This is a genomic window from Mesorhizobium sp. WSM4840, assembly GCF_055811755.1.
In genome coordinates, this window is the sequence record NZ_JBVVQD010000062.1 from 1 (window position 1) to 17,674 (window position 17,674).

Consider the following 17,674-nt stretch of genomic DNA (forward strand, 5'->3'; position numbering starts at 1 on the left):
TCTTAACTCCGAGGATTGCCCGTGCCTCGGCAGGTGTGGCGACGCTGGCGCCCATGCGCTCGATGAGCCCAACCGCGTTGTCAACAAGATCGGCATTGGAAGCCAGTACGCCACGTCGGAGATAAATGTTATCTTCCAATCCTACCCGGACATGCCCACCCATAGCCACCAACAGTCCAACCATCGTCATTTCATTTGCCCCACAGCCAAATCCGCCCCAGATTGCCCCGGGCGGCAGAACCTCACGCATGGCCTCCACAACGGTCGGAACTGCCGGAGCGCCATAACCCGTACTGAGACAAAATTGGAAAAGGGGAACACCGTCGATTAGGTTTTCGGATATGAGCTTCTTAGCGCTTTCGATGTGACCTAAATCGAAGCACTCGAGCTCCGGCTTGACACCCGCCTCGCGCATAAGTGACGCCATTTCTCGCAAATCGGACATGCGCGCAACATAAATCCGCTCCCCGAAACTAAACGTTCCGCAGTCCAGGGTGCTCAGCTCAGGCTGAAGTTTGACGGCATGGGAGCAGCGTCCGAGTGCACTTTTAAGTGTGCTAGTCTTTCCGACTTTTAAAGGATCCAAAGGATCAAGTTCAATTTCGCCGTCCATTCCACAGGTTAAATTGATGATAACATCCGTCGCTGCGTCCCTGAGCTTTTTAACGACCTGTTCATATAGCTCAAATCGGTTTGATGGGACTCCCGTGTCAGGGTCACGGACGTGAATGTGCACGATCGCAGCTCCAGCCCGCGCAGCTTCGAGTGCAGCCTCCGCGATTTGCGACGGCGTCTTGGGGATATTGGGATGCTTCGCAAGCACTTCGGAACCCCCGCCGGTGACTGCACACGTGACAATGACTTTCCGCGACATCAGAAACTCCGACTTAGGTATCGTATTAATTGTTTGGTCTGGACCGTCATACACTTGGTGCGGCGACGAGTGGTCAAACTACCGAGGAGTAGGGGAGGCCGATCGTCAAATCTGCCGGATTTTTCATGCGCCTCCCCCTGTTCGTCAAATATTGATTGTCGCCGCCAACCATCTGGACACGAGATGGTTGTGGTCGCAGGTCGGAGATCTAGCTAGGTGTGGGCCTCCCCCTGCGATGAGGGTAGTAGAGGATCCAAATGCGGGATGATGGTCCGAACCTATGAACCTATGATGTTTGCAACACCCAGAGATCGTGATCCTCTAGGCTAGCAGGCTTCTCTGATTGGGGTCGTTGAGGTCAAGCTCCTCCTGATATTTTTCCGGACCATGTCGCCCCGCGGGTCACTCGCTTCTCTTCGCGGTCGACGTTAGGCCGCCGCATGATGTTGGGGTGGACGGCCCCCGCACGGCATCGATGTGCCAGAATGAGGTCGTTACAGATCTCAAGCAAAGGGAGACCGTCCGTGGAACAAATTATTCGTATTGGCATCGACACGTCAAAACACATCTTCCAGCTCCATGGTGTGAACGCAGCTGAGGAGCCGGCGCTGCGCAAAAAACTGCGGCGCAAGGAGATGGTGGCGTTCTTTGAGAAGCTGCCGCCGACGGTGGTTGCGATCGAAGCGTGCGGGGGCTCGCACCACTGGGCACGCCTGCTGCAGTCGTTTGGGCATGAGGTGAAGCTGATCCCTCCTCAATATGTCAAACCATACGTCAAGCGCGGTAAGAACGATGCGGCGGACGCAGAAGCGCTGTGTGAGGCGATGAGCCGGCCGACGATGCGGTTTGTGCCGGTCAAAACCGCTGAACAACAGGCGGCATTGATGTTGATCGGTCTGCGCGACCGGTTGATCCGCAATCGCACACAGCTGGCCAATGCGATCCGCGGCTATGCCGCCGAATTCGGGCTGACTGCTGCCAGGGGGATGCGCCTGCATGAATGCAGTCGTGGTCTGCTGGTGTCGAAGTCAAGGATTGGAAGTGACCCGTTCCCGCGCCTATCGGAAGAATGATCAGGCTTGGGTCGAGCAGAAGAACGGCGCATCAACTACGGCGAGATCGCCTTCGGCGCTCTGCAGGCCGGTCTCCACCTCGGCTACGGCCCCTCAATGGTCTTGTTCACATGGGTCGGCTTCGACGAGATGGACGAGGTGACCGGGACGGCTCCGCGGAATTGCTCGACCATGGCTCGATCGAGATCACATTCGCCTAGCACAACGGCGACGAAGGCCATCCTCAAAGCCAAACGGGATCCTTCTTCAACAGATGGGGTGATTGGGGTCTCGCCCGAGCCAAATTGAGGGCGGCTGCTCCTGTCGAGATGTGAGAACGTGGTCGATGTAGATCGCCACAAACATCAGGAGGAGCAGCCATGAAGTATTTTGCCGGACTTGACGTGTCTTTGGAAGAGACCGCCATCTGCGTCGTCGACGAGAGCGGCCGGATTGTGAAGGAAGGGCGGGCGGCGAGTGAGCCGAGGGCGCTTTATGAGGTCTTGCGGAAAATCGATCTGCCGCTGGACCGCATCGGGCTCGAAGCCTGCTCGCTGGCGGCCTGGCTTTATGACGGTCTTCGCGCCGAAGGATTGCCGGCCATTTGCATCGAGACCCGACTGGCCAATGCGGCGATGAAGACGATGCCGAACAAGACGGACCGGAATGATGCCCGCGCCTTGGCGCAGATCATGCGCACCGGCTGGTATCGACAGGTGCATGTGAAGAGCCAGCAGTGTCGGCTCTGGCGGTCCCTCCTCGTCGCACAACGCACGGTCCTCAATGAAATGCGATCCATCGAGAACCGTGATCAGAGCGATTCTGCGGGAGGCATCAAGCTCGGCACGCCAAGTCGTGCAGCCTTCGCCCATCGCGTGCGCGAACTGATTGGCGCAGATACGGTCGTCATGGCTGTACGATCCGGAAGGATCGGGCGCACATTGCCGGCTCAACTCCGGTCATTTGGCTGTGTTCGTCCTAATGTTCGAGCTTGGATCGCTGAGCGCCGCTTGGCGATTCCACGGTGCTCGAGGAAACAGCTCCCTCCTGAACAATGGCCGCCGACGAATGTTGCCACGACCGGCAGGATCAACTTGCCCCCATTCTCCGTAAGCGACCATACCGCCGTCCGCGCCGCGATCACCGAACCATGGTCCAACGGTCAAACAGAGGGACAGATCACCAAGCTCAAGCTTGTGAAACGGCAGATGTATGGACGCGGAAAGCTCGACCTCCTGCAAGCCAGGCTGATCGGTGCCGTATGATCCCGAACTTCATCGAGAGTGCATCTGACCCAGTATTGCGCACGATGGCGTAATTGCTGTCGGCGTGTCCCAATCGCCCGATGATGGCAGTCTCGTCCTGGTGACAACAGGAGGATATCACAATGAACCAGTATGTCGGGCTAGACGTCTCACAGAAGGAAACCGCCGTTTGCGTCGTTGACGAGTCTGGCCGCGTGATGTTCGAGGGCCGAGCGAAGTCAGATCCTGGCGCTCTGGCGGCGCTGCTGGCGAAGAAGGCTTGAGCGGAGCGCGTTGGCTTTGAGACCGGCGCTATGTCGAGCTGGCTCTGGCACGAGTTGAAGCGGATCGGCTCGCCGGTGGTCTGCATCGACGCGCGGCACGCACATGCCGCTCTCTCGGTCCGGATGAACAAGAGCGACGAGAATGACGTGCGCGGCCTGGCCGAACTGGTCCGGATCGGGTGGTATCGTGAGGTGGCGGTGAAGAGAGAGGCCAGCCAATACGTCCGCTCTTTGCTCATCGCCCGTGCGATTGCTGCACAGTTCCAGCGCCGCGTCACCGAACTTAGCGGAGACGGGCACGTGCTGTGGCCGGTCTTGCTTCCGCTGCTCTCCGTGCATGGCCATGTCTGCCGAGAACTTGATGGGGTAGACCGTCAGGTTGGGCAGATGGCTCGGGAGACGAAACGACTGAGCCATTGATGATAGTGCCCGGCGTCGGGGCAACAGCTTCATAATACCCGCTATCAGTCGGGCGAGACGATTATCCGTTACCGATTCCATCCCCGTTACGGGGAAACGGTTACTGTTGCCGGGCGCAATCGTCGTGGTGACGAGGTCAGTCTGACCATCCGCCAGCCTGACGGCACCCTGGCGCATCTGCCGGTCTGGATGACGGAAGATCAAGCGGAGGCGATGATGATGACGGAGCGTCCCCGTCTGCCGCTGGCGTATCTGCACGAACTTCGTCTTGAGCTCGATGCCTGTCTAACCTTGCTGCAGGACGATTCCCGTCACGAAGGAGGAGACAAGCATGAAGCAACGGCAACCCTGTCACCGCCAATTCGATCTCTTCGTGCCCAAGACCCCACCGGTACTGGTAGCAGCGTCCGAGCGGACGAAGCTATTGCCACTGGTGAGCGCGCTGCTGTCGGAAACACTCAGCGTCCCCGCAGTGACGGAGGCCGGCGATGAAGATCACGTCTGACCACCTGGCGCGCGGCGCCTTCATCTACATTCGGCAATCCACCGTCGATCAGCTTGCCAACAATCATGAGAGCCGGCGGCGTCAATATGGACTTGCCGACCGTGCCCATGCTCTTGGCTGGGCGGATGTGACAGTCATCGACGACGACCTTGGCCGCTCGGGGTCGGGCGTCAGTCGTCCGGGCTTCGAGAAGCTGTTGGCAGCGATCTGTGAAGGCCGCGTCGGTGCCGTTTTTGCGATCGAAGTGTCGCGTCTGGCGCGCAATGGACGCGACTGGCACACGCTGATCGAATTTTGCGGACTGGTTGGCACGGTGATTGTCGATGAGGATGGAATCTATGAACCACGCCATCCAAACGATCGGTTATTGCTGGGCATGAAAGGGACGATGAGCGAACTCGAACTGTCGCTCCTGCGGGCCCGTTCGATGGAAGCCTTGAAGCAGAAGGCACGACGGGGCGAGCTCTTCTTCACGGTAGCTGTCGGCTATATGAAGGTGGGCCGCGACAAGATCGAAATGGATCCAGACCTGCGTGTGCGAGAGGCGATCGGGTTGGTCTTCACCCGCTTTGCCGAAATGCAAAGCATCCGCCAGGTGTTCTTGTCGCTTCGAAGCGACCAGATCGTGCTGCCGTACCTCAACTCCAAGAACTCCGGACAACCGCAGGTGCTGTGGAAGCTTCCGGTCTATGCGACGGTGAGCAATCTTCTCACCAATCCTGTTTATGCCGGCGCTTACGCCTTTGGCCGAACCGGAAGTCGAACGATAATCGAAAACGGCCGCAAGCGAAGCGTGGCCGTCGCAAAGATCGCTCGGATTGGGCTGTCTTGCTCGTCGACCATCACGAAGGCTATTTGTCCTGGGCAGAGTTTGAAAGGAACCAACGGCTGATCGCAGACAATGCCAACGGCAAGGGCATGATGGTGCGCGGGCCGGTGCGCAAGGGGGAGGCTTTGCTCGCGGGCCTGCTGCGTTGCGGCCATTGCGGCCGCCGCCTGCTCGTCAGCTACAACGGCACCAAGGGCGATGTCGGCCGCTATAAGTGTGATGCCACCCGAAGCAACCCTGGCGGTGATCCCTGTGTCTCGTTCGGCGCACTGCGCGTCGACGAAGCGGTGGGTGTCGAGATCGTGCGGTTGCTGCAGCCGCTCGGCGTTGAAGCGGCCATCCAAGCGATCACGCAGTGCGAGCACCAGGCTGGCGAAAAACAGCGCCAGATCGAGTTGGCGCTCGAACAGGCGCGATATGAGGCAACCAGGGCGCACCGACAGTATGACACGGTCGACCCCGACAATCGTCTGGTAGCTGGCGAACTTGAGCGGCGGTGGAATGGCGCGCTCGCGAGCGTACGCGCTCTCGAGGAAGAATTGGAGGCCCTGCTGCGACAGCGGCCGGCAGCTTTGGGCGTCGAGGAGCGCCAGCGTCTGTTGCAAATGGGGGCCGATCTGGAGGCCGCCTGGCATCATCCGGCGGCCACTGCCGTCACGCGCAAACGTATCGTCCGGGTCGTGTTGCGCGAGATCGTGGCACAGGTCGAGGGTGATCAGATTCATTTGTTGTTGCATTGGCAGGGTGGCGATCACACCAGCCTGACGGTGAGAAAGAACCGGCGGGGTCAGACGCGGTGGTCCGTCGAGCCTGAGACGGTGGAGTTGATCCGCGCCTGCGCACGAATGATGCCTGACAAGGCCATTGCTGGCATGCTCAACCGGATGGGAAAGCGAACAGGTCGATCGAATGGATGGACACAGTCGCGTGTGCGGGGCTTCCGCAATACACACGACATCGCGGTCTACAGGGATGGCGAATGGGCCGAGCGCGGCGAGGTCACGTTGACTGAAGCCGCCAGCATACTCAATCTGAGCCCTGCGACGGTCCTTCGCCAGATTCGCGCCGGCATCATCCCTGCCCAGCAATATTGCATGGGCGCACCTTGGGCTATCAAACGAGGAGATATCGAAGATTCGCATCTGATCGAGCGGATCAAGTTGTGCTCCAAGGGGCCGCCATCATCAGATTCGGATCAGAAGACCCTTGTCTTTCAATAGCGTAGCGAGATGGGCATTATGACGTGGGACCAGGTGTGGTGACGGCGCTGACGTTCCGCCACCATCGACGATCCGTCCCGGTTTCGAAATGCGGCATCGGTCGGCGCCTATCTTGGGTTAACGCCGCGGCGGAAGCAGTCGGGTGAGATGGATGCCATCGGCCATGTCTCTCGATGGGGCGACCGCCTGCTGCGGACCTATTTCTTCGAGGCGGCCAGTGTGCTGCTGCATCGAACCAGGCGATGGTGCGCGCTGAAGGCTTGGACGATGCGACTGGCCAAACGCAATGGCATGAAGAAGGCTCAGGTCGCAGTCGCCCGCAAGTTAGCCGTGATCTGCACTGCATCTGGGTTGATGGAACATCGTTCCAGTGGGGCAAGGAGCCGACCTGATCATCAACATTACCATGAGATCGCAGGGCTGAAGCCAGACCTGTGATGTCCCGCCGGGACGGTGGTTGTGATGACCTCGTTCAAGCAGCTGCCGCCAAAGGACCGCGCTGCGCACGTTGAGGCATCCGACCCGAACATCATCATGAGGCCATGACCTCGAAAAGGACCATGACCCCGGCACGGACAAAACAGGCTTGACAGAACCCAGCAATTGAAGGGCCGATGACCGGAATGGCCCGGTCGCCGGCGCCGGCAGGAGCCTGGTCATGCGGTCGCGCTGATGTTCACTGCACTGGCGTCAACCGCGGCGCGTTCGCCCGTCCGACGGACTGACCACGTTCGGCTCGATCGGTAAGGGTCACAGGCGTGCGCCGCTTTGCCTGTCAAAAATGTGGACCCGGCGCGGATCGATCCTCAGCCTTACCTCTTCACCGGGACGGACGGTGAGCCTGTCTTTGACGATGGCGTCAATTGCGTCCTCACCGAGCTTGGCAAAGATCTGCGTCTCGGAGCCGGTCGGCTCCAGCACCGAAACCGTTGCCGACAAGCCGTCGGGCGCAATGTCAATATGCTCGGGACGTATGCCGTAGACGACCAGTTGACCACGCTGCGGCTTGACGCCACGAACGGGCAGCACGGATCCAGTATCGGAAATGAAAATCTGTTCGCCGTCTTTGGAGTCGATCCTGCCCTTGATGAAGTTCATGGCTGGCGAGCCGATGAAGCCGGCGACGAAGACATTCGCCGGATTGTCATAAAGATCGAGCGGTGCGCCGACCTGCTCCACCTTGCCGTCCTTCATCACGACGATCTTGTCGGCCATGGTCATCGCCTCGATCTGATCATGGGTGACGTAGACGATAGTCGTGCCGAGACGCTGATGCAGTTCCTTGATTTCGACCCGCATCGCGACACGAAGTTGGGCGTCGAGATTCGATAAAGGCTCATCGAACAGGAAGACTTCCGGGTCGCGCACAATGGCGCGTCCCATAGCCACACGCTGGCGCTGTCCGCCCGATAGCTGTTTCGGAAACCGGTCCAGCAGCTTGCCTAGATCGAGAATTTCGGCCGCCTTCTTCACCTTGGCATCGATTTCGGCTTTCGGCCTGCCCTTGATTTTGAGCGAGAAGCCCATGTTGTCGGCGACGTTCTTGTGGGGATAGAGCGCATAGTTCTGGAACACCATCGCTATGTCGCGGTCTTTTGGCAGAACATCGTTCACCACCCGGCCACCAATACTGATCTCGCCACCCGATATCGCTTCGAGACCGGCGATCATGCGTAAAAGAGTGGATTTGCCACATCCCGATGGGCCGACAAGGATGACGAACTCGCCATCGGCAATGTCGACATTCACGCCATGGATGACTTGGGCGTTTCCATAGCGCTTGACGATGTTCCTGACGGTGACCTGAGCCAACTCACATCTCCTACTGGGCAAAGCAATCTGCATCTTCACTTCGCATTTTGGGCGAATGAAGCCATCTTATGGTCATGTGAATCCTCACGATTATTCTTTGACGCTCGACATCGCGACGGAGTCGGTGAAGAAGCGTTGGAAGCCCAGCAGGATGACTGCAGGGATGAGGCTTAGAATGGTCGATGCCGCGAAGATCTGGCCGTAGTCGCTGGTGTGCTCCCCCACCATAAGGCCGAGGGTGATCGGGGCGAGGAACATGTCCTGGCGCGTCGTGACCAGAAGCGGCCAGAGATAGGCCTGCCATTGCCCATTGAAGAGGATGACGCCGGCGCCGATGAGAGCCGGACGTGAAAGCGGCAGGAAAACCTCGAGGTAAATCCTTAGCCAGCCGGCTCCATCGATTTGAGCGGCTTCAATCAGCGAACGCGGTATGGCGAGGAAGAACTGCCGCAGCAGGAAGATCACTATGCCGCTGCCCACGAAGGGCATGATCAGCGCGATGTAGGTGTTCTGCAGCCCGGCGCGTGCGAAGATGGCCGACAACGGGACAGCCACGACCTCCTCGGGGACCAAAAAGCTGAAGACGATGATGGCGAAGACGACCTCGCGGCCGCGCCACTGCATGGCGCTCAACGCGAAGGCTGCGGCTGAGCACACCAGCACTCCCAAGACCACCGTACATGCGGCCACGACGATCGAGTTGATCAATCCGGTCCGGAACGCTCCGCCGAGCGCGCTGCCAAAATTTGCCAACGTCGGCCGTGGCGGAATGAAGCTGCCAACAGAAAGCGGATCGAGCGAGGTGAATATCTCGCTACCGGGTCGGAGGCTTCCGGCAACCAACCAGACGATCGGAAGCAGAAAGCCGGCGGCGACGGCGATACCGAACAGGAGCTGAACCATACGCCCAGCCCCGGCCGAGGTCTTTTCTCCGGCGCTCACAGTTGCTTCTCCCGCGATAGCAACCGGAACTGGATGAGGATGATGACTATCATTATGACCATCACGGTCAACCCTTCCGTAGCAGCCAATGGCACGTCGTTGAAAAAGTAAGCCTGCTGATACACATCGTACATGACGAGCTGCGTGCTGCCGCCGGGCCCGCCTCGGGTGAGTAACGCGATCGGAGCGAACACCAGGAAGTTGGCCACCGTGTTAGCGACGATTACGAATGCCAGCGGCCGACGCATCAGTGGGATAGTGATGTGCCAAAGCGAAGAAAGCATCCCAGCCCCATCGATCGAAGCTGCCTCATAGAGATCGCGAGGAATGTCCTTTAGGCCGCCAATGAGGAACATCATCCAGAAGCCGCATCCGATCCACGAGCACATAACGGTGATCGACATCAGTGCCTGGTCTGGCGATGTGAGGAACGGCTGGGCGCGCACACCTATAGCCGTCAATAAAGCATTTGCCAGTCCCTGCGGGCGGTATGCAGCGCCCCACAGGATGGCAGCGACGCTCGATGGGATAAATACCGGCAGGAAAACCAAAACTCGTAGCAGCGAGACGAACCGTGAGTTTTCGGCAAACAGCAGAGCGAGGCCGAAAGCGATTGCCGTCTGCAGTGGCACGGTCACCGCGACAAAGGTTAGGGTTGCATGCAGGGTTTTGGCAAACGTAGGCGCCGCGAAGAGGAACTCGAAATTATCTAGCCCGGCGAATTCGCCGTCAGGGCCGGACAGGCTCTGTTGAACGAGCCAGCCTGCTGGCAACAAACGAAATCCGATGAGGGCAACCATAGCCGGCATCAGGAAGAGGAGCGGCGCAATGGCTGCTCGCCATTTTGAACGTCGACCAATCATGGGCGCCGCCCTTACAATCGGTCCCTCAGAAACCAATTCCATCGCTGTCGCCTTTAGCGAATGCGCTTGAAACTACGCTCGAGCTCACGTTGAAGTTGCGTGAAAGTTTGGACAGCATCACTTCCGTTGCGGATATCGCTCCACGCACGTGTGACCAACTCCTCCAATTGGAGATATCCAAGTGTACGCGGTCGCCGGATAGCCGTGTTGGCGAGCTCGTAACGCATCAAAGTATCAATATCTTTTTGCTTGGGATTTTGTTTTTGGATGTCGCTCAACACCTCGGCCCCAGCGTCCATGTTTGCGGATAGATGGCCTGTGCTCTCGGCGGCAACTAGCGCCCCATCTTTATCCAAACCCACGTAGTTCAAGAATTCTATGGCCAGGTCGGCTTTCGCTGTGTCCGCCGCGACTCCCAAATGCCATGATTCAGAAGGCGTCACCGCCTTGCCACCGGCAAAATAGGGATGGGGCGCCGCTCCATAGTCAAGACCGTCGACCATGTTGAATTCGGCGAACCGCCAGGGACCGCCAACAAGAAATGCAAGCCGGCCAGCTTTGAACAGGTCGATCATCTCTTGATCGTTGGTCGAACCACGCGAAGCCACGCCATCGGCGAAGATGCTTCCATACCATTTTCCTGCCTGCAGCCAAGCATCGTTGGCCACGTCTACGGTCAGCAGGTCGTCACCCTTGACACCCGGTCCACCGCCAAGCGACTCTGGAAGGACCTGTAGCTGGTAATAGCGATCGACTTGCTCGAAACCGAAGCCCGTTTCGGCTCCAGCCGCCTGCGCCTTCTTGGCAAGCTCGATAACCTTGTCCCAGGTCATGCGCGTGTCGGGCGAGACACCCGGTGCTTCAACACCAGCCTTGGCCAGGAGCCCCTTGTTGAAGAATAGGAGCTGCGTTGACTCCCACATTGGCATGGTCAGCATCTTCCCTTCGTAGGTAGCGCCCTGCACATCGTTAGGGAACAGTTTGCCTTTGCTCTTTTCTCCGAAGGCGCTCGTCAAGTCTGCCAAAATGCCCAGCTTGGAGAACGTCGGGACATAAGGGGCATCCAAGATGAATACATCTATTCCGGAATTTCCCGTCCGGAAGCGCTGGACCATCGTGTTGTGCAGGTCGGCATAGGGCACACCTTCGAAAGAAACCTTCTTTCCAGATACCTTTTCGAAGGCATTGAAGAACGCGCTATAATCGGCGCCTGCAAAGCCGAAGAATCGCAGCGTCTGGCTCTGCGCCATGGCCGGCAACGATCCAAGTAATGGCAGCGACGACACCCCCAACATGCCGGTCAAGAAGCCGCGGCGACCCAAGCGATAGCCCATTATAGTCATCCAATTTCCTCCCGTTTTGCAGACCCATATTTCACTTGACGTCAAAGCTCACTCCTTTTGGAGCTTAAGTCGCGTGATCTCGCCAAGATATTTTTGATATTGCACCGATCTAGCAACGAGATGGCTGCGAGTTGCACGTGCTCGCTTTTGGCCGCCATTTGTCTTGATCTCGCATCTCTCAACGAGGCTTCTAAGGTGACCGACTCATAACTTCGCAACCAGATGCGGATTGGAGCAAGCTGGACGGATGCGAGGAAGTTGTCGTCGCGCTTGTCGCATCGTGGCCATGCCCCTGAAGTGCTTGAGTTTGTTTAAAAAACGGCTCGACCTCGTTGCGCTGGCGGTAGAGCCATGCGCTGAACGGGAAGGTTTTGACGCGGTTCGGCATAGTGCGATGTTAGCCCATGCGCCCCGTTCGGCCGTTGCGGCGTGCAAGACGTCGCCGTCATAGGCTCGGTCGGCGAGGAAGGATGTGCCCGGCCTCCACGGTTTCGAACATGTCGGCGGCCGAGCGTCCGTCGTGCGCCTGGCCCTCGGTCAGCTTGAGGCGGATCGGACGGCCCTCGGCATCGACAAGCGCATGGATCTTAGTGGTCAGGCCGCCGCTCGAATGACCTATGCACCGGGACCGCTCGGCTTTTTTTGACCGTTGGCGGCGTGCTGGTGAAACCGGATCGAGGACGAGTCGATCATCTGCACGTCGCCATCATAAGCGACCGAATACGGCTTCAAGAACGCGCCCCAGTGGGGCCCTGCGCCATCGGTTGAAGCGGTTGACGCAGGTCGTGTACGGGAACGTAGCGCGCCGGAATGTCGGCCCAGGGCGCGCCTGTTCGAAGCCGCCAGAAGATGCCGTTCAGGACCTTGCGGTCATCGGCGCGCAGCACCCCGCGCACCTTCGTCGGAAGCCAACGGCTGGATCAGCGACCACTCGAAATCCGTCAGATCGAAATGCGCCATGATCGCCTCCTGCCGCTTGCAGAAAGACAGCCGCCTACTCTTGGAAATCCTGTTTATGGGTAGGCGACCTAGTGCAGACATTTCTATCGACCGATCTTGACCCCATTCGCAAGCTTGCCGGCCTACGTGAGCGGCCATCCGAACGCATCTGTTAAGAATTGCGGCTGTTGAAGCGCAATCTTGAGAACAGGAGATGAGAGATGGCCGAGTTGAGCCCCTCTGCGCCCTCGCATATCAAGCACGGTTCGCGATCTGTCGCCGGCAACGCAACGACCCTACATTCATACGGTGGCGAGATTTTCCCGGCATTGCCGGCGGCTTGCCCGAGGGTTTAGCTTTGAGGATGTCCGCGCCTCCACGCCGGAGCGGCCGATTTCAGCGAGGACGCGCTAGCCATCTGAAAACGCGATGGCACCGGCCGAGACATTATATTGGCGAATTGAAGACAGCTTGGGGCATACATGGCGGGCGCATCTTCCGTCGTACGCCCATGAAGGGTCGAGGTTGATCTACAAGGGCGAGACGCGGCTGATCGATTCCGACGACTGCGGAGCGGAACTATTAAATCGGCGGCCCGCGTTCAAGTTTGGCCAAACGCCGTCGAATACCTGAGAGCCTGCACAGTCGATCCTAAGTATTCTGGAAAATACTATCATTCGTTGAGGGTTGAACTTGAACGAAATGCCACATCTCACATTTGATCTCGACAGGCTCGGCGTTAGCACGGGCCATCTTGTTGTTCCGAAAGGCGCCACTCCGAAATACCGCCGACCGCGTCTTCGTTTACGGTATTCGATCTGGGGGTGTGTCGGCGGCAACGAATCAGTGGCGTTTCTTGCGCGCCCCCTGTGGGCCCTAAGTGATGCTGCAAGAGCATGGACGCAGCCAAGGTCCCAGTGATCGTCCGGATCGGCATAGGGACGAAACAGGTCGGTCTGTTAAAGCAGTCTTATAGACATGCCATCCGCGACGAGAACCGCGAATAAGGAATAACAACCGATGACGACCCTTAGTTACGCTGAACGCCTGCGGATGCTGGCCCCCCCCTCAGGACGGGTTCGGTGCGTTCTTGATACCGACACCTACAATGAAATCGATGATCAGTTCGCAATCGTGCAGATGTTACTGTCATCTGACCGTCTGGACCTGCAGGCAATTTATGCGGCGCCGTTTTTTCGCGCGCCGTTTTTTCCCAGCGACCGCTCCGAAAGCCCTGGCCATGGTATGGAATTGAGCCATGAGGAGATTGTTCGGGTGCTGGAACGTATGCAAGTTCGGCCAGAGGGGCTGGTTTTCAAAGGCGTTACGGACTACGTAGGTCCCCAGAAGACGGTTCGTGAAGCGCCAGCCGTCGATGACTTGATCAAGCGGGCGCGTGCAAGTTCGCCGGAAGATCCGCTTTACGTTGTGGCAATCGCAGCGATCAGCAACGTCGCGTCTGCCCTTATCAAGGCACCAGACATTAGCGATAAAATCGTCGTTGTGTGGCTGGGTGGCAATGCTCTGGAATGGCCAGACACCAAGGAATTTAATCTGTGCCAGGATGTAGGCGGATCTCAGGTCCTCCTTGATAGCGGTGTTCCGCTAGTGCTCCTTCCTTGCCGGGGCGTTGTTTCCCATCTTTTGAGTACCGTCCCGGAGATCGAGCGGCATGTAGAGCCGTATGGCGATATTGGCCAATTCCTCGCCCAAAGGTTTAAGGAGTTGTCCGATGATCACCTCGGCTGGTCGAAGCAACTTTGGGACATGGCGCCTGTTGCTTGGCTGCTCAATCCCGATTGGTGCGAAACCGTAGTAACGCATACGCCGGTGCTCACCGATCAGTTGACATGGAGCGTCGACCGAACGCGGCATCCCATGCGCTACGTCTACCGGATACATCGCGATCCAATTCTTAAAGACTTTTTCTCGAAGCTGAAAGAGAAACACAGCTAACGGAGGTTTCTCGACGAGTGGTGTCCCTTGTTTCAAGGAAACACCTGAATACGTGATGGGGAAAGCATCTCTGATCCTCAAGGAGCCTCCCGGAGGATTTGGCGAGGGACCAAACAATGGTCCCTCCCCCCGACATCATCTGAAGTGTCGTGCAAAATCAACTGCATTAATCCGCGCTAGCAGGCTTCTCTGATTGGGGTCGTTGAGGTCAAGCTCCTCCTGATATTTTTCCGGATCATGTCGCCCCGCGGGTCACTCGCTTCTCTTCGCGGTCGACGTTAGGCCGCCGCATGATGGGGTCAGTAGAGCGAGGCGTCTCAATCTGTTGAACGACCTTGAGAGAGTTCGTCCCAGGATCGTGCCTGCTAACGAGATCGCCTTGCCCATCGTCCCCACGGGAACGATCCGGATCACGCCCTTTCGGGCGGAATCAACTCCTCCTTCGTTGGTCTGTTGTCTGTTGTCCCTATTTCATGCCGATACGGGGCCGGGTGCCTTGCCGAAGCGGAATTCTGTCCCGTCGCTCCACATGCGATGCAGAATGACAGCGAGCTTGCGGGCAACAGCAACTCGGGCTCGGGCCATACCGCGCCGCTTGGCGACGTTCATACCCCACGCTCTGAGGCACGACCATTTCTTGCTGAGCACAAGCAGCGAATGAGCCGCTTCATAGAGAGCCGTGCGGGCGAGCTCGTCACCGCATCGGCTTACCTTGCCCTGAATGTCCGTCTCGCCTGATTGATAGCGTGCCGGGGTCAGACCCAGATGCGCTCCGACATCCCTCGATCGGCGAAAGCGGTCCGGCTGATCGACCGTGGCACGAAAGGCGAGCGCGGTGATGGGTCCCACACCGGGCACGGACATGAGTCGCCGGCAGACTTGCTCCTTGCGGGCGATGTTGAGGACTTGCTTTGTCAGTCGCCCGAACTCGCGGAGCATCGTGGCCACGATCGCCAGAAGCGGCTCGACAAGCGCCATGACGACCGTATCTGCGCCAATCAGTTCGCGCACGCGATCGGCGAAGGCTGCACGACTTGGCGTGCCGAGCTTGATGCCGGCCTCCCGCAGAATCGCTCTGATCACGTTCTCGATGGATCGTATTTCATTGAGGACCGTGCGTCGTGCGACGAGGAGGGACCGCCAGAGCCGACACTGCTGGCTCTTCACATGCACCTGTCGATACCAGCCGGTGCGCATGATCTGCGCCAAGGCGCGGGCATCATTCCGGTCCGTCTTGTTCGGCATCGTCTTCATCGCCGCATTGGCCAGTCGGGTCTCGATGCAAATGGCCGGCAATCCTTCGGCGCGAAGACCGTCATAAAGCCAGGCCGCCAGCGAGCAGGCTTCGAGCCCGATGCGGTCCAGCGGCAGATCGATTTTCCGCAAGACCTCATAAAGCGCCCTCGGCTCACTCGCCGCCCGCCCTTCCTTCACAATCCGGCCGCTCTCGTCGACGACGCAGATGGCGGTCTCTTCCAAAGACACGTCAAGTCCGGCAAAATACTTCATGGCTGCTCCTCCTGATGTTTGTGGCGATCTACATCGACCACGTTCTCACATCTCGACAGGAGCAGCCGCCCTCAATTTGGCTCGGGCGAGACCCCAATCACCCCATCTGTTGAACAAGTCAGCCCGACTCGCAGACGAAAGCCTGAGTTGCCGTGGTGAATGTAGAAGTGGCCACGATGCTGCCGGCGGTGCCGATGCGACCCATCCCCGACGGCAGGCGGGTTCATTCTCGTCTTGTCCCTCCCACGAGAACTCCGCGCAGGCTGATCCGTCTCGCGCCGTAGCGGACGTCGAGGAGCCTTTGAGCGCGCCGAAGGCCAACTCGCCATCCGCAGCGCCGGCGAGGGTGAGATGCGCTTCCTCAACCAAAGTTGTTGTCCCGATTGTCCATCTCGACGATGCGGCAGGCCGGCGAAGGCCTTGGCGAAATGCAGGAACCTTGGCCATCAGCCGGTCTCCGTCATCAGCTTGGGCAGCCGCACCAGATTGTAGGCGGCGGCCGCGAAGGTGAAGGCCCATCCGACGCTGTCGCGACCGCGAAACTTCGTCTTGTCCTGCGCGGCGACCGTCTTGATCCAGCCGAACGCTTCCTCGATGCGCTTGCGGATGCGCTGGCTGACGGCATAGCCGCTGTGGCGATCGCCGAGCGTCGGCCCCTGGCGTTCTGCGCCACGTGCGGCGTCACCCGCATTGAGCGCAACTCGTTGACAAAGTCCTCCGTTTCATATGCCTTGTCGGCGCCGAGCGTGATCCGCCGTGGCCGTTCGGCGGTGGTTCGATTATGTGCAGCGCCGCTACCCGCTCGGCATGACAGTCGGCGAATGTCAGGCAGCCGTCGACCAGCAGGCCGTGGCGATTCTCGATTATTAGCTGCTTGCGATTCCACCCGCCGGCTGCACAGCCGAGCAACTTGAGCTCACTCATTTCGCGGAGCGAGGCAATACCCTCAGGGCTGAGGTCTGCTGTGGCAAGGACGCGAGGTCGGCAACTGACCTATCTGATGGCGGCTGTGCTACTGGGCATCTAGGAGATAAACCGGATGATCGCTATTTTCGTATGCGCGGTCAAACAGGAACGATCGTCGGTGCGTTGATGCGCGCACGGAACTCCACGTCGTGCTGCCGACCATTGACAATGAAGCGGCGTCCGGTCATCGAGTTCAGCAACACCTTCACGGCACTATTTTGTGAGGTTGTGAAGCCACGAGCCAGCGACGCAGAGTCGTCGAGTTCAACAGCGTCATCCTTTGCAAGTTTACAAAACTAGGAAATGATCATTCCGGCGAAATAGCAGCTCCAATCGCAATGCGTGATTTGCGCAGTTGGCCCGAGCAGATGATCGTGATGTCTGCATTGCGCGATGAAGCCTCCGCGACCACGCGCCGGGCTATTGCATCCAGGTTTCGCAGCGACCCAATCGGCACCAAAGCCACACCTTCTGCCACGAGAAACTCAATCTGAGTGGGGAGTTAATCGCCAGCATCGAAGACGCCGCTCTCGATCTGATACCGAATGATATCTGCGAGCTGGATATGAAGTGGAGTTCTACCCGGCTGAACCATGCCGCCTCCTCAAGCCGGGTCATTGTTATCACGCGGCTTAGATTAGGTGGATGGCAACATCCGGTTATTGCATTTTTCAAGGAACTACACGAAGTCGGGCGGCCTCGACGGCGTCGATGCCGTCGGTCGGTACCGCGGCCAGGATCGACACCATCTGCCGATCGCCGTCATGGGCCGCGTTCAGTCTCCGCCGCACCCGCTCAATCGCCAACGGCAGCAGCTAGTTCTGGAAGGGAGCGCTATAGCGCGGCGATCAGGGGATCTTCCGCATATTTGGTGCAGGGGCCGGGATTCACGGGCGGTGCGAATGAGTCCATAGAG

General features: G+C 58.7%; 10 protein-coding genes and 6 pseudogenes. 8 read left to right on the forward strand and 8 right to left on the reverse strand.

Features of this window, described 5'->3' with window-relative positions; genetic code table 11:
• Positions 1-874: beta-keto acid cleavage family enzyme (locus tag AC0L3I_RS35815; RefSeq protein WP_473530093.1), on the reverse strand; the 874-nt coding region annotated here is incomplete at its 3' end.
• A 524-nt stretch (positions 875-1,398) separates the two neighbouring features.
• Here AC0L3I_RS35815 and AC0L3I_RS35820 point away from each other — a divergent pair.
• The 7 genes and pseudogenes from AC0L3I_RS35820 to AC0L3I_RS35850 all read left to right on the forward strand — a co-directional run.
• Positions 1,399-1,863 (forward strand): annotated as a pseudogene (locus AC0L3I_RS35820) (IS110 family RNA-guided transposase); the annotation flags it as partial.
• Between the two features lie 443 nt (positions 1,864-2,306).
• Positions 2,307-2,813, forward strand: a pseudogene (locus tag AC0L3I_RS35825) (IS110 family transposase); the annotation flags it as partial.
• 500 nt (positions 2,814-3,313) lie between these two features.
• A pseudogene (locus AC0L3I_RS35830) lies at positions 3,314-3,906 on the forward strand (IS110 family transposase); the annotation flags it as partial.
• A 299-nt stretch (positions 3,907-4,205) separates the two neighbouring features.
• Complete coding sequence (locus AC0L3I_RS35835; protein ID WP_292506539.1) at positions 4,206-4,379, forward strand: hypothetical protein; 174 nt, start codon at positions 4,206-4,208, stop codon at positions 4,377-4,379.
• Positions 4,363-5,271, forward strand: coding sequence for a recombinase family protein (locus AC0L3I_RS35840; RefSeq protein WP_473530094.1), 909 nt, complete (start codon positions 4,363-4,365; stop codon positions 5,269-5,271). Before AC0L3I_RS35835 ends, AC0L3I_RS35840 begins: the two co-directional genes overlap by 17 nt.
• Positions 5,208-6,428 (forward strand): helix-turn-helix domain-containing protein, encoded by a 1,221-nt coding sequence (locus AC0L3I_RS35845; RefSeq protein ID WP_473530095.1) that lies wholly within the window; start codon positions 5,208-5,210, stop codon positions 6,426-6,428. Before AC0L3I_RS35840 ends, AC0L3I_RS35845 begins: the two co-directional genes overlap by 64 nt.
• Before the next feature lie 26 nt (positions 6,429-6,454).
• Positions 6,455-6,820: pseudogene (locus tag AC0L3I_RS35850) on the forward strand (transposase); the annotation flags it as partial.
• Positions 6,821-7,178: 358 nt separating this feature from the next.
• On the opposite strand, the gene AC0L3I_RS35855 reads toward AC0L3I_RS35850, so the two are convergent.
• From AC0L3I_RS35855 to AC0L3I_RS35875, 5 genes and pseudogenes are all read right to left on the reverse strand, one after another.
• Positions 7,179-8,240, reverse strand: coding sequence for an ABC transporter ATP-binding protein (locus AC0L3I_RS35855; protein ID WP_473530096.1), 1,062 nt, complete (start codon positions 8,238-8,240; stop codon positions 7,179-7,181).
• A 90-nt stretch (positions 8,241-8,330) separates the two neighbouring features.
• Entirely contained in the window at positions 8,331-9,182 is an 852-nt protein-coding gene (locus AC0L3I_RS35860; protein ID WP_473530097.1) for a carbohydrate ABC transporter permease, read from the reverse strand.
• Positions 9,179-10,087 carry a carbohydrate ABC transporter permease gene (locus AC0L3I_RS35865; RefSeq protein WP_473530098.1) on the reverse strand — a complete coding sequence of 303 codons (909 nt, stop codon included), beginning with the start codon at positions 10,085-10,087 and terminating at the stop codon, positions 9,179-9,181. The genes AC0L3I_RS35860 and AC0L3I_RS35865 overlap by 4 nt, the downstream gene beginning before the upstream one ends.
• Positions 10,088-10,098: 11 nt before the next feature.
• A complete protein-coding gene (locus AC0L3I_RS35870) occupies positions 10,099-11,379 on the reverse strand; it encodes an ABC transporter substrate-binding protein (RefSeq protein ID WP_473530099.1) in 1,281 nt (426 codons plus the stop codon).
• A 227-nt stretch (positions 11,380-11,606) separates the two neighbouring features.
• Positions 11,607-12,348: pseudogene (locus AC0L3I_RS35875) on the reverse strand (IS5 family transposase); the annotation flags it as partial.
• A 999-nt stretch (positions 12,349-13,347) separates the two neighbouring features.
• On the opposite strand from AC0L3I_RS35875, the gene AC0L3I_RS35880 reads away from it, so the two are divergent.
• Positions 13,348-14,283: a nucleoside hydrolase gene (locus AC0L3I_RS35880; RefSeq protein WP_473530100.1), complete on the forward strand. Its 936-nt coding sequence runs from the start codon at positions 13,348-13,350 to the stop codon at positions 14,281-14,283.
• A 471-nt stretch (positions 14,284-14,754) separates the two neighbouring features.
• Here AC0L3I_RS35880 and AC0L3I_RS35885 read toward each other — a convergent pair whose 3' ends face one another.
• Complete coding sequence (locus AC0L3I_RS35885; RefSeq protein ID WP_473530101.1) at positions 14,755-15,792, reverse strand: IS110 family RNA-guided transposase; 1,038 nt, start codon at positions 15,790-15,792, stop codon at positions 14,755-14,757.
• A 446-nt stretch (positions 15,793-16,238) separates the two neighbouring features.
• Positions 16,239-16,659, reverse strand: a pseudogene (locus AC0L3I_RS35890) (transposase); the annotation flags it as partial.
• Positions 16,660-17,674: the final 1,015 nt, after the last annotated feature.

Excerpts from the sequence above, each read along its gene's own strand:
- AC0L3I_RS35835 (WP_292506539.1), top strand. The coding sequence starts at position 4,206 with ATGAAGCAACGGCAACCCTGTCACCGCCAATTCGATCTCTTCGTGCCC.
- AC0L3I_RS35840 (WP_473530094.1), top strand. The coding sequence starts at position 4,363 with ATGAAGATCACGTCTGACCACCTGGCGCGCGGCGCCTTCATCTACATT.
- AC0L3I_RS35865 (WP_473530098.1), bottom strand. The coding sequence starts at position 10,087 with ATGGAATTGGTTTCTGAGGGACCGATTGTAAGGGCGGCGCCCATGATT.
- AC0L3I_RS35870 (WP_473530099.1), bottom strand. The coding sequence starts at position 11,379 with ATGGGCTATCGCTTGGGTCGCCGCGGCTTCTTGACCGGCATGTTGGGG.
- AC0L3I_RS35880 (WP_473530100.1), top strand. The coding sequence starts at position 13,348 with ATGACGACCCTTAGTTACGCTGAACGCCTGCGGATGCTGGCCCCCCCC.
- AC0L3I_RS35885 (WP_473530101.1), bottom strand. The coding sequence starts at position 15,792 with ATGAAGTATTTTGCCGGACTTGACGTGTCTTTGGAAGAGACCGCCATC.